General features: G+C 70.2%; 11 protein-coding genes. All 11 read right to left on the bottom strand.

What is annotated here, in order from left to right:
• Nucleotides 1-262 precede the first annotated feature (262 nt).
• The 11 genes from coaBC to ACFYVL_RS25570 all read right to left on the bottom strand — a co-directional run bounded on the left by coaBC (nt 263) and on the right by ACFYVL_RS25570 (nt 12,551).
• Complete coding sequence (gene coaBC, locus ACFYVL_RS25620; RefSeq protein ID WP_389248616.1) at nt 263-1,489, bottom strand: bifunctional phosphopantothenoylcysteine decarboxylase/phosphopantothenate--cysteine ligase CoaBC; 1,227 nt, start codon at nt 1,487-1,489, stop codon at nt 263-265.
• Between the two features lie 128 nt (nt 1,490-1,617).
• Complete coding sequence (gene rpoZ, locus ACFYVL_RS25615) at nt 1,618-1,890, bottom strand: DNA-directed RNA polymerase subunit omega (RefSeq protein WP_003970369.1); 273 nt, start codon at nt 1,888-1,890, stop codon at nt 1,618-1,620.
• Nucleotides 1,891-1,971: 81 nt separating this feature from the next.
• On the bottom strand, nt 1,972-2,565 hold the full coding sequence (gene gmk / locus ACFYVL_RS25610; protein ID WP_389248613.1) for a guanylate kinase: 594 nt from the start codon (nt 2,563-2,565) through the stop codon (nt 1,972-1,974).
• Nucleotides 2,566-2,624: 59 nt separating this feature from the next.
• Complete coding sequence (locus ACFYVL_RS25605; protein WP_014157387.1) at nt 2,625-2,948, bottom strand: integration host factor; 324 nt, start codon at nt 2,946-2,948, stop codon at nt 2,625-2,627.
• Between the two features lie 279 nt (nt 2,949-3,227).
• Complete coding sequence (gene pyrF, locus ACFYVL_RS25600; RefSeq protein WP_389248611.1) at nt 3,228-4,067, bottom strand: orotidine-5'-phosphate decarboxylase; 840 nt, start codon at nt 4,065-4,067, stop codon at nt 3,228-3,230.
• Entirely contained in the window at nt 4,064-5,173 is a 1,110-nt protein-coding gene (locus ACFYVL_RS25595; protein WP_389248609.1) for a quinone-dependent dihydroorotate dehydrogenase, read from the bottom strand. Before ACFYVL_RS25595 ends, pyrF begins: the two co-directional genes overlap by 4 nt.
• An 81-nt stretch (nt 5,174-5,254) precedes the next feature.
• Nucleotides 5,255-8,566: a carbamoyl-phosphate synthase large subunit gene (gene carB / locus ACFYVL_RS25590; protein WP_389248607.1), complete on the bottom strand. Its 3,312-nt coding sequence runs from the start codon at nt 8,564-8,566 to the stop codon at nt 5,255-5,257.
• Entirely contained in the window at nt 8,559-9,695 is a 1,137-nt protein-coding gene (carA, locus tag ACFYVL_RS25585) for a glutamine-hydrolyzing carbamoyl-phosphate synthase small subunit (RefSeq protein ID WP_389248605.1), read from the bottom strand. Before carA ends, carB begins: the two co-directional genes overlap by 8 nt.
• Complete coding sequence (locus tag ACFYVL_RS25580) at nt 9,692-10,285, bottom strand: hypothetical protein (protein ID WP_389248603.1); 594 nt, start codon at nt 10,283-10,285, stop codon at nt 9,692-9,694. Before ACFYVL_RS25580 ends, carA begins: the two co-directional genes overlap by 4 nt.
• Nucleotides 10,282-11,568, bottom strand: coding sequence for a dihydroorotase (locus tag ACFYVL_RS25575; protein ID WP_389248601.1), 1,287 nt, complete (start codon nt 11,566-11,568; stop codon nt 10,282-10,284). Before ACFYVL_RS25575 ends, ACFYVL_RS25580 begins: the two co-directional genes overlap by 4 nt.
• 2 nt (nt 11,569-11,570) lie before the next feature.
• Nucleotides 11,571-12,551, bottom strand: a complete 981-nt coding sequence (locus ACFYVL_RS25570; RefSeq protein WP_389248599.1) for an aspartate carbamoyltransferase catalytic subunit — start codon at nt 12,549-12,551, stop codon at nt 11,571-11,573.
• Between the last annotated feature and the right edge of the window lie 95 nt (nt 12,552-12,646).

The following is a 12,646-nucleotide window of genomic DNA, read 5'->3' as shown; positions in this document are numbered from 1 at the left end:
GCCGGGAGCTGCGCCCGGCCTTAAGTCCGCCACCACTTTATCGGTCGTGCTTGCCCGCTGGACCACGTGTCTCGCCGAATGGGAGGGGTGTGATCCGCGACACCGCATTGTGCAGCACGGAAAGCGATCTCCGCCAGGGGCCAAATATCCTGACATCAGCGGGTTTCAGCCGTTCTCGGAGCACACAGACCGTACACACGGACTTAACGACGCGCCCGACGGCGGACAACCGGCGGGCCCGATGACGGACACGCCGACGGACTCAGTGACCGGCTCGACCGAGCCGGGGGACGACCAGGTCCCACACCACTTCGGCGAGGGCTTCCTTCGGGCCGTACGGAACGGGCGTCTCGGCTCCGTCCGCGGCCAGCACGACCGCTTCGTTCTCCTCCGAGCCGAAGGTCTTGCGCTCCCCCACCTCGTTCACGACGAGCAGGTCGCAGCCCTTGCGCCGCAGCTTCCTGCGGCCGTTGTCGAGGACGTCGTCGGTCTCGGCGGCGAATCCGACGACGACCTGTCCGGGCCGGGCGCGTTCGCCGGTGCCGCCGCCCGCCACCTCGGCGAGGATGTCCGGGTTGCGGACCAGCGTGAGGGGCGCGGGCTCGGCGCCGTCCTGCTTCTTGATCTTGCCGGTGGCGTACGTCTCCGGGCGGAAGTCCGCCACGGCCGCGGCCATCACCACCACGTCGGCGTCCCCGGCGGCCTTCAGGACCGCTTCGCGCAGCTGGACGGCGGTGCCGACGCGGACGATGTCGGCGCCCGCCGGGTCGGGCAGCCCGGTGTTGGCCTCGATGAGGGTGACCCGGGCGCCGCGGGCCAGCGCGGTGCGGGCCAGCGCGTAGCCCTGCTTGCCGGAGGAACGGTTGCCCAGGTAGCGGACCGGGTCCAGCGGCTCCCGGGTACCGCCCGCGCTGATGACGACATGGCGGCCGGCGAGGTCGGGCTCGGCGACCCCGCGGGCGAGCACCCGGCGGCAGGTCTCGAAGATCTCGACCGGGTCGGGGAAGCGGCCCTTGCCGGTGTCGACACCGGTCAGCCTGCCGACGGCGGGCTCCAGCACGACCGCGCCGCGGCGGCGCAGCGTGGCCACGTTCTCCTGGGTGGCCGGGTGCTCCCACATCTCGGTGTGCATGGCCGGGGCGAAGAGCACCGGACAGCGGGCGGTGAGGAGCGTGTTGGTGAGGAGGTCGTCGGCGAGCCCGTGGGCGGCCTTGGCGAGCATGTCGGCGGTGGCCGGGGCGACCACGACCAGGTCGGCGTGCTGGCCGATGCGCACGTGCGGGACCTCGTGGACGGAGTCCCAGACCTCGGTCGAGACCGGGTTGCCGGACAGTGCCGACCAGGTGGCCGCGCCCACGAAGTGCAGCGACGCCTCGGTCGGTACGACCCGTACGTCATGGCCCGACTCGGTGAGCCGGCGCAGCAGCTCGCACGCCTTGTAGGCGGCGATGCCCCCGCTGACCCCCAGGACGACCTTCGGCTTCTCCACAGTTACGGCTCCCCGCGCTCATCGGATGCGTACAACCACGTCACGCCCCATCACACACCACAGGCCCGACGGACGTGCCGTCGGGCCTGTGGTGAAGGTGCTGGTACTGCCGGTGGGGCTGGTACTGGCTACTGCGCCGGGCCCTCGATGGCCTCGGACGTCAGCAGACCCGCGTTGATCTCACGCAGGGCGATCGAGAGCGGCTTCTCGTGGACGTGGGTGTCCACCAGCGGACCGACGTACTCCAGCAGGCCTTCGCCGAGCTGGGAGTAGTACGCGTTGATCTGGCGCGCGCGCTTGGCCGCGTAGATCACGAGGCTGTACTTCGAGTCCGTGGCCTCGAGCAGCTCATCGATCGGCGGGTTGATGATGCCCTCGGGCGTGGTGATGGAAGAGGACACGCTCTACCTTCCGAAAACTTCCGGGATACCCGGCTTCCCGGAGGACCGGTCTTCTGGGGCGCCCGAAAAAGTGGACAAAGATCAAACAACTTCCATCAAGGCTAGCAGCTCACGCGCCACGTCCTCGACGGAGGTGTTGACAAGGGTGGTGTCGAACTCGGCCTCGGCGGCGAGTTCGATCTTGGCGGCGGCCAGTCGTCGCTCGATGACCTCGGGCGATTCGGTGCCGCGGCCGGTGAGCCGGCGGACCAGTTCGTCCCAGCTCGGCGGAGCCAGGAAGACCAGCTGGGAGTCGGACATCGACTCCTTGACCTGGCGGGCCCCCTGGAGGTCGATCTCCAGGAGTACGGGCTCACCGGCCTCCAGCCGCTCGTTCACGGCGTTGCGCGGCGTGCCGTAGCGGTTTCCCGCGAACTCGGCCCACTCCAGCAGCTCGCCGTTGGCGATCAGCTTGTCGAACTCCTCGTCGCTGACGAAGAAGTACTGGACACCGTGCCGCTCACCGGGTCGCGGCTTGCGGGTGGTGGCCGAGACGGAGAGCCAGACCTCGGGGTGAACCTTGCGCATATGCGCGACGACCGTGCTCTTGCCGACCCCTGAGGGGCCGGAGAGCACGGTCAGCCGCGGACGTACGTCCGGGGGTACGGGGGACGTCCCCCGGGATGTTGCAGCCATGGAACGATTATTCCAGCTTCCCGGGGGTGCCCGGGACGCCGGACGTCCGGCGGGAGCGCTCAGGCAGCGCTGCCGCCGAATTCACGCTCCAGGGATGCGATCTGGTTGGAGCCGAGACCGCGCACCCGGCGGCTCTCGGAGATGCCGAGCCGCTCCATGATCTGCTTGGCGCGGACCTTGCCCACGCCGGGCAGGGACTCCAGGAGAGCCGAGACCTTCATCTTCCCGATGACGTCGTTCTCCTGGCCCTGCTTGATGACCTCGTGGAGGGAAGCGCCGGAGTGCTTGAGTCGATTCTTGACCTCGGCCCGCTCCCGGCGAGCCGCGGCGGCCTTTTCGAGCGCGGCTGCGCGCTGTTCAGGGGTAAGGGGCGGAAGAGCCACGCCTACGTCACCTCGGATGTCGAACTGTCGGATACGGACCGGTGAGGAGCTAGTAACCCCGCACTCGGTGACCAAACACACGGTGGAGCTGTGTGTTTGCTCTCGTCGGAGACTAGCGGGAGTCTCCGCTCCCGTCAGTGAGAACGGACTAAAAGTCCTGGTCAGCCTCAGACGAGGCGGACATTTGCCGCGTATCACCCGGGTTTTGGGTCAGTAATTCGTCAACTTCACTCCGCGTTCCGTCCGCGGACCGCCCGCCGGTCCGTCGCGGGCGGTCACTCAGGCCCCGGAAACCGCTTCCCGCACCTCGTCGGCGAACCGCTGTGCGGAATCCCTCAGTCCGGTGAGATCGGGTCCGTGCCGCAGCACCCCGCGGCTCACGCTGGGCACGACGTTGCCGACCGCGGAGCCGAAGACGCCGGGAAGGTCGGCCGGGGTCGCGCCCTGGGCGCCGATGCCGGGGGCGAGCAGCGGGCCGTTGATCGCCAGGTCGGCGCCCGCGTCGCCCAGCGTCGCGCCGACGACCGCGCCGACGGAGCCCATCGGGTCCGCGCCCGCGTTCTCGGCGGCCATGTGGTCCAGCATCAGCTGGGCCAGCGAGCGCCCGTCGGCCGCGGTGGCGCGCTGCACCTCGGCGCCCTCCGGGTTGGAGGTGAGGGCGAGCACGAAGACGCCCGCGCCGTTCTCCTTGGCCAGGTCGAGCGCGGGGCGCAGCGAGCCGAAGCCGAGGTACGGGGAGACGGTGACGGCGTCGGAGAAGAGCGGGGAGGCCGGGTCCAGGTAGGTGGCGGCGTACGCGCCCATGGTGGAGCCGATGTCGCCGCGCTTGGCGTCCATCAGGACCAGGGCCCCGGCGGCCCGGGACTCCTCGACGGCCTTCTCCAGGACGGCGGTGCCGCGCGAGCCGAAGCGTTCGAAGAACGCGGACTGCGGCTTGAGGACGGCGACCCGGTCGGCCAGTGCCTCGACGACGGTGCGGGTGAAGGTCTCCAGGCCCTTGATGTCGTCGTCCAGGCCCCAGGCGTTCAGCAGGGAGGCGTGCGGGTCGATGCCGACGCAGAGGGGGCCGCGGGTGTCCATGGCCGTGCGGAGTCGGGTGCCGAAGGGGATCACGGTCATGCGGCGGCCTTCTTCGTGTCTGCGCCGACTGCCTCGGCGAGGGTCTTGTACGGACTGTTGGCCAGGCGCGCGGCCAGGCCCTTGTGGATGGCGCGGGCGTAGAAGGGGCCCTCGTAGATGAAGGCGCTGTAGCCCTGGACGAGGGTCGCGCCCGCGAGGATGCGCTGCCAGGCGTCCTCGGCATTCTCGATGCCGCCCACCCCGATGAGGGTCAGATCGTCGCCCACACGGGCGTACAGGCGGCGCAGGACCTCCAGGGAGCGCGCCTTGACGGGGGCGCCGGAGAGACCGCCGGTCTCCTGGTACAGCTCCGGGGAGGACTTCAGGCCCAGGCCCTCGCGGGCGATGGTGGTGTTGGTGGCGATGATGCCGTCGAGGCCCAGCTCCAGGGCCAGGTCGGCGACCGCGTCGACGTCCTCGTCCGCGAGGTCGGGGGCGATCTTGACCAGCAGCGGCACGCGGCGGTGCGTGACGGTGCGGTCGGCTGCTTCCCGTACGGCGGTCAGCAGCGGGCGCAGCGACTCGGTGGCCTGGAGGTTGCGCAGGCCGGGGGTGTTCGGGGAGGAGACGTTGACGACGAGGTAGTCGGCGTGGGCGGCGAGGCGCTCGGTGGACGCCACGTAGTCGCCCGTCGCTTCCTCCTCCGGGACGACCTTGGTCTTGCCGATGTTGACGCCGACGGTCGCCTTGAAGACGGGGTTGCGGGCCGCCAGGCGGGCGGCGACGGCCTCGGAGCCCTCGTTGTTGAAGCCCATGCGGTTGATGAGCGCGCGGTCCGCGACGAGGCGCAAGAGGCGCTTCTTGGGGTTGCCGGGCTGCGGCTGGGCGGTGACGGTGCCGATCTCGACGTGGTCGAAGCCGAGCATGGTCATGCCGTCGATGGCCACCGCGTTCTTGTCGAACCCGGCGGCGAGGCCGAAGGGGCCGTGCATGCGCAGGCCGAGGGCCTCCGTGCGGAGTTCCTTGAAGCGCGGTGCCAGGGCGGCGGCCACGAAGGTGCGCAGGACGGGCACGCGGGCGGCCAGGCGGATCCAGCGGAAGGCCAGGTAGTGGGCCTGCTCGGGGTCCATCCGCTTGAAGACGAGGTTGAAGAAGAACTTGTACATGGCTGCCTTCGCAGAAGTCTGGGTGAGGGGGCTCGCGAAGAGGGGGACACCGGATGCTTCCGGTGTCCCCCTCGGTGGCGGCTAGTCCTCGCGGGCCGCGGTCAGATGTTCCGCGTGTTCCTGGAGGGAGCGGACCCCCACGTCGCCGCGGTTGAGCGCGTCGATGCCCTGCACGGCTGCGGCGAGCGCCTGGACCGTGGTGAGGCAGGGGACGGAGCGGGAGACCGCCGCCGTACGGATCTCGTAGCCGTCGAGGCGGCCGCCCGTGCCGTACGGGGTGTTGATGATGAGGTCGACCTCACCGTCGTGGATCAGCTGGACGATGGTCTTCTCGCCGTTCGGGCCCTCGCCCTCGGACTGCTTGCGCACGACGGTGGCGTTGATGCCGTTGCGCTTGAGGACCTCGGCCGTGCCGGAGGTGGCGAGCAGCTCGAAGCCGTGGGCGACCAGCTCGCGGGCCGGGAAGATCATCGAGCGCTTGTCGCGGTTGGCGACCGAGATGAAGGTGCGGCCCTTGGTGGGCAGCGGGCCGTACGCGCCGGCCTGCGACTTGGCGTACGCCGTGCCGAAGACCGAGTCGATGCCCATGACCTCACCGGTGGAGCGCATCTCCGGGCCGAGGACGGTGTCGACGCCGCGTCCGTGCATGTCGCGGAAGCGGCTCCACGGCATCACGGCCTCCTTGACGGAGATCGGCGCGTCCTGCGGCAGCGTGCCGCCGTCGCCGTTGGCCGGGAGCATGCCCTCGGCGCGCAGCTCGGCGACGGTGGCGCCGAGCGAGATGCGGGCGGCGGCCTTGGCCAGCGGGACCGCGGTGGCCTTCGAGGTGAAGGGCACGGTCCGCGAGGCACGCGGGTTGGCTTCCAGGACGTAGAGGATGTCCCCGGCCATGGCGAACTGGATGTTGATCAGTCCGCGCACGCCGACGCCCTTGGCGATGGCCTCGGTGGAGGCGCGCAGCCGCTTGATGTCGTGGCCGCCGAGGGTGATCGGGGGCAGTGCGCAGGCGGAGTCGCCGGAGTGGATGCCGGCTTCCTCGATGTGCTCCATGACGCCGCCGAGGTAGAGCTCGGTGCCGTCGTAGAGGGCGTCGACGTCGATCTCGATGGCGTCGTCGAGGAAGCGGTCGACCAGGACCGGGCGGTCCGGGCTGATCTCGGTGGACTCCTCGATGTAGGAGGAGAGGCGGATCTCGTCGTAGACGATCTCCATGCCGCGTCCGCCGAGCACGTAGGACGGGCGCACCAGGACCGGGTAGCCGATCTCGTCGGCGATGGCCTTGGCCTCGGCGAAGGTGGTCGCGGTGCCGTGCTTGGGCGCCGGGAGACCGGCCTCGGCGAGCACGCGGCCGAAGGCGCCGCGGTCCTCGGCGGCGTGGATGGCCTCCGGGGAGGTGCCGACGACGAGCACGCCGTTGTCCTTGAGCGCCTGGGCGAGGCCGAGGGGGGTCTGGCCGCCGAGCTGGACGACGACACCGGCGATCGGGCCCGCGAGGGACTCGGCGTGGACGATCTCCAGCACGTCTTCGAGGGTGAGCGGCTCGAAGTACAGGCGGTCGGAGGTGTCGTAGTCGGTGGAGACGGTCTCCGGGTTGCAGTTGACCATCACGGTCTCGTAGCCCGCGTCGCTGAGCGCGAAGGAGGCGTGGACGCAGGAGTAGTCGAACTCGATGCCCTGGCCGATGCGGTTCGGGCCGGAGCCCAGGATGATCACGGCGGGCTTCTCGCGCGGCGCGACCTCGCTCTCCTCGTCGTAGGAGGAGTAGAAGTACGGCGTCTTGGCGGCGAACTCGGCGGCGCAGGTGTCGACCGTCTTGTAGACCGGCCGGACGCCGAGCGCGTGCCGCACCTCGCGGACCACGTCCTCGCGCAGGCCGCGGATCTCGGCGATCTGGACGTCCGAGAACCCGTGGCGCTTTGCGTCCGCGAGCAGTTCGGGCTCCAGCTTCTCGGCGGCGGCGAGCTCGTCCGCGTACTCCTTGATCAGGAACAGCTGGTCGACGAACCAGGGGTCGATCTTCGTGGCGTCGAAGACCTCCTGCTGGGTGGCGCCGGCCCGGATCGCCTGCATGACGGTGTTGATACGGCCGTCGGTGGGGACCTTGGCGGTCTCCAGGAGCTCGGCCTTGTCGCCGGGCTCGCCGGTGAAGGTGAACTGGCTGCCCTTCTTCTCCAGCGAGCGCAGCGCCTTGTTCAGCGCCTCGGTGAAGTTGCGGCCGATGGCCATGGCCTCGCCCACCGACTTCATGGTGGTGGTGAGGGTGGCGTCGGCGGCCGGGAACTTCTCGAAGGCGAAGCGCGGGACCTTGACGACGACATAGTCGAGGGTCGGCTCGAAGGAGGCCGGGGTCTTCTCGGTGATGTCGTTGGGGATCTCGTCGAGCGTGTAGCCGACGGCGAGCCGGGCGGCGATCTTCGCGATCGGGAAGCCGGTGGCCTTGGAGGCGAGCGCCGAGGAGCGGGAGACGCGCGGGTTCATCTCGATGACGATGACGCGGCCGTCGTCGGGGTTGATCGCGAACTGGATGTTGCAGCCGCCGGTGTCGACGCCGACCTCGCGGATGATCGCGATGCCGATGTCGCGCAGCCGCTGGTACTCGCGGTCGGTGAGCGTCATCGCCGGGGCGACCGTGATGGAGTCGCCGGTGTGGACGCCCATCGGGTCGAAGTTCTCGATGGAGCAGACGACCACGACGTTGTCGGCCTTGTCGCGCATCAGCTCCAGCTCGTACTCCTTCCAGCCGAGGATGGACTCCTCCAGGAGCACCTCGGTGGTCGGGGAGAGCGTGAGGCCCTGGCCCGCGATGCGGCGCAGCTCCTCCTCGTCGTGGGCGAAGCCGGAGCCGGCGCCGCCCATGGTGAAGGAGGGGCGCACGACGACGGGGTAGCCGCCCAGCTCGTCGACGCCCTTGAGGACGTCGTCCATGGAGTGGCAGATGACCGAGCGGGCGGACTCGCCGTGGCCGATCTTCTTGCGGACCTCTTCGACGACGCCCTTGAAGAGGTCGCGGTCCTCGCCCTTGTTGATCGCCTCGACGTTGGCGCCGATCAGCTCCACGCCGTACTTCGCCAGCACACCCTGCTCGTGCATGGAGATCGCGGTGTTGAGCGCGGTCTGGCCGCCCAGGGTCGGCAGGAGGGCGTCGGGGCGCTCCTTGGCGATGATCTTCTCGACGTACTCCGGGGTGATCGGCTCGACGTACGTGGCGTCGGCGATCTCCGGGTCGGTCATGATCGTCGCGGGGTTCGAGTTGACCAGGATGACCCGCAGGCCCTCGGCCTTGAGGATGCGGCAGGCCTGGGTGCCGGAGTAGTCGAACTCCGCGGCCTGGCCGATGACGATCGGGCCGGAGCCGATGACCAGGACGGACTGGATATCGGTGCGCTTAGGCACGCTGGCCCTCCATGAGCGAGACGAAGCGGTCGAACAGGTACGCGGCGTCGTGCGGACCCGCGGCTGCTTCGGGGTGGTACTGGACGCTGAACGCGGGCTGGTCGAGCAGGTGCAGGCCCTCGACCACGTTGTCGTTGAGGCAGACGTGGGAGACCTCGGCCCGCCCGTAGGGGGTGTCGGAGACCTTGTCGAGCGGGGCGTCGACGGCGAATCCGTGGTTGTGCGCGGTGACCTCGACCTTGCCGGTGGTGCGGTCCTGCACCGGCTGGTTGATGCCGCGGTGGCCGTACTTCAGCTTGTAGGTGCCGAAGCCGAGCGCGCGGCCGAGGATCTGGTTGCCGAAGCAGATGCCGAACAGGGGGGTCTTCCTGCCGAGCACCTCCTTGATGACGGTCAGGTCGACGGTGGCCGGGTCGCCGGGGCCGTTGGAGAGGAAGACGCCGTCGGGGCTGACGGCGTACAGGTCCTCGGCGGTGGCCGTGGCGGGCATCACGTGGACCTCGATGCCCCGCTCGGCCATCAGCGCCGGGGTCATGCCCTTGATGCCGAGGTCGATCGCGGCGACCGTGAAGCGCTTCTCGCCGATCGCCGGGACGACGTACGTCTCCTTGGTGGCGACCTCGGCGGAGAGGTCGGCGCCCTTCATCTGCGGGGCCTGCTTGACCCGCTCCAGCAGGGTGGCCTCGTCGGCCAGCGCCTCGCCGGAGAAGATGCCGACGCGCATGGCGCCGCGCTCGCGCAGGTGGCGGGTGAGGGCGCGGGTGTCGATGCCGGAGATCCCGACGACTCCCTGCTGGGCCAGCTCGTCGTCCAGGGAGCGCTGCGAGCGCCAGTTCGAGGGGATGCGGGCGGGGTCGCGCACGACGTAGCCGGCGACCCAGATCTTCGCCGACTCGTCGTCCTCGTCGTTGACGCCGGTGTTGCCCACGTGCGGGGCGGTCATCACGACGACCTGACGGTGGTACGAGGGGTCGGTGAGGGTTTCCTGGTAGCCGGTCATGCCGGTGTTGAACACCGCCTCGCCGAAGGTCTCCCCCACGGCCCCGTAGGCACGGCCGCGGAAGCTGCGGCCGTCCTCCAGGACGAGTACGGCGGGAGCCTGTCCGGCTCCCCGGGTGGAGATCGTCATCGTGCGGTGCCTTCCGTAGTAACTGCGGTCTTCTTGGTGGAACTGTCGGTCATGGAGTTGATCGCCTCGACCCAGGCGGTGTGCTCGGCGGCCCTGTCGAAGCGGAAGCCGGAGTCGATCGGCTTCCCCCCGTGCTCCCAGGTGACGACCAGCAGGCCGCCCTCGGCGAGGACCTTGCCGGCGATGCCCTTGTCGAGACGGGCCTCGCGCAGCTGTGCGGCCGGGACGAAGAAGTCGCCCGCCCCGGGCCGTACGACGTCCAGGCCCTGGTCGGTGAGCGTCAGCTCGGCCCTGCTGCGGGTGCCGAGACCGTGCGCCACGATCCGGTCGAGCCACTGCCCGGCGGTCGTGGACCCGTGGTACCGGCCACTGCTCCTCAGCTTCGCCTCACCGGGGCTCTGTGGCGATTCGGGGAGCTCAGGCAGGTCCGACTGGAGGGTGCCGCGCCACTTCCAGCCCTGGCGCATCAGCCAGTAGACGAGGACGACGAACAGGACCAGTCCGACGACCCACGCGATGCGCGGACCCCAGTCGGTCACCTCCGCCGACTTCTGCTCGGCTTCCGCTGCCAACACGATGAGAGATGTCACGCGAGTTTCCCGTCCACGACCGTTGCCCGGCCCCGCAGGAAGGTGTGGGTGACGCGTCCCGGCAGCTCGCGGCCCTCGTAGGGGGTGTTGCGGCTGCGGGAGGCGAAGCCCGCGGGGTCCACCTGACCACGGTAAGCCGCGTCGACAAGGGTGAGGTTCGCGGGCTCCCCGGCGGCGATGGGGCGGCCGTGGCCCTCCAGGCGGCCGATGACGGCCGGCGTGTACGACATCCGCGCGGCGACGCCCGCCCAGTCGAGCAGTCCGGTCTCCACCATCGTCTGCTGGACGACGGACAGCGCGGTCTCCAGGCCCACCATGCCCATGGCGGCGGCGGCCCACTCGCAGTCCTTGTCCTCGTGCGGGTGCGGGGCGTGGTCGGTGGCGACGATGTCGATGGTGCCGTCGGCCAGCGCCTCGCGCAGCGCCATGACGTCCTTCTCGGTGCGCAGCGGCGGGTTCACCTTGTAGACCGGGTTGTACGAGCGGACCAGCTCGTCGGTGAGGAGCAGGTGGTGCGGGGTGACCTCGGCGGTGACGTCGATGCCGCGCGACTTGGCCCACCGGACGATCTCCACGGACCCGGCGGTGGAGAGGTGGCAGATGTGCACGCGCGAGCCGACGTGCTCGGCGAGCAGGACGTCGCGGGCGATGATCGACTCCTCGGCGACGGCGGGCCAGCCGCCGAGACCGAGTTCCGCGGAGACGACGCCCTCGTTCATCTGGGCGCCCTCGGTGAGGCGGGGCTCCTGGGCGTGCTGGGCGACGACGCCGCCGAACGCCTTCACGTACTCCAGGGCGCGGCGCATGATGACCGCGTCGTCGACGCACTTGCCGTCGTCGGAGAAGACCTTCACGCCGGCCGCGGACTCGTGCATGGCGCCCAGCTCGGCGAGCTTCTTGCCCTCCAGGCCGACGGTGACGGCGCCGATGGGCTGCACGTCGCAGTAGCCGGACTCCTGGCCGAGCCGGTAGACCTGCTCGACGACGCCGGCGGTGTCGGCGACGGGGAAGGTGTTCGCCATGGCGAAGACGGCGGTGTAGCCGCCGGACGCGGCGGCGCGGGTGCCGGTGAGGACGGTCTCGGAGTCCTCGCGGCCCGGCTCGCGCAGGTGGGTGTGCAGGTCGACCAGGCCCGGCAGCAGGATCTTGCCGTCGGCCTCGATCACCTCGGCGCCCTCGGCGGACAGGCCGGTGCCGACCTCGGCGATGGTCCCGCCGTCGATCAGGACGTCCTGGACCTCGCCGCCCAGCACCTTCGCACCACGGATCAGGGTCTTGCTCATGATTACTTGCTCTCCTCGGTACGGGCGGTGTGTGCGGCGGACTCGTTGCCGCCGAGCAGCAGATAGAGGACGGCCATGCGCACGGAGACGCCGTTGGCCACCTGCTCGACGACCGTGCAGCGGTCGGAGTCGGCGACCTCGGCGGTGATCTCCATGCCGCGGACCATCGGTCCGGGGTGCATGACGATGGCGTGCTCCGGCATCTTCGCCATCCGCTCGCCGTCCAGCCCGTAGCGCCGCGAGTACTCGCGCTCGGTCGGGAAGAAGGCGGCGTTCATGCGCTCGCGCTGGACGCGGAGCATCATCACCGCGTCGGACTTGGCGAGGACGCTGTCGATGTCGTAGCTGACCTCGGCGGGCCAGTTCTCGACGCCGATCGGCAGCAGGGTGGGCGGGGCGACGAGGGTGACCTCGGCGCCCAGGGTGTGCAGCAGGTCGACGTTGGAGCGGGCGACCCGGCTGTGCAGGACGTCGCCGACGAGGGTGATCCGCTTGCCCTCCAGGTCCTGCCCGAGGCCCGCGTCCCGGCCGACGAGGCGGCGGCGCATGGTGAAGGCGTCCAGCAGGGCCTGGGTGGGGTGCTGGTGGGTGCCGTCGCCGGCGTTGATGACGGTCGCGTCGATCCAGTCGGAGGTGGCGAGCCGGTAGGGGGCGCCGGAGGCGCCGTGCCGGATGACGACGGCGTCGACGCCCATCGCCTCCAGCGTCTGCGCGGTGTCCTTCAGCGACTCGCCCTTGGAGACCGAGGACCCCTTGGCGGTGAAGTTGATGACGTCGGCGGACAGCCGCTTCTCGGCTGCCTCGAAGGAGATCCGGGTGCGGGTGGAGTCCTCGAAGAAGAGGTTGACGACGGTGCGGCCGCGCAGGGTCGGCAGCTTCTTGATCGGCCGGTCGGCGACCCGGGCCATCTCCTCGGCGGTGTCGAGGATCAGGACGGCGTCGTCACGGGTGAGGTCGGCGGCCGAGATGAGGTGGCGCATCATCGGGGTTCACTCCAGTGTTCGCGGAGGGTGGGGAGGCGTGCGAGCAGGCAGCAGCTGCCGTACGACCCGGATCGCGGGCCGTACAGCGGGGCAGC

It is taken from the genome of Streptomyces sp. NPDC004111 (assembly GCF_042874215.1).
Taxonomy (GTDB): domain Bacteria; phylum Actinomycetota; class Actinomycetes; order Streptomycetales; family Streptomycetaceae; genus Streptomyces.
This window is presented reverse-complemented; position numbering and strand designations above follow the sequence as displayed.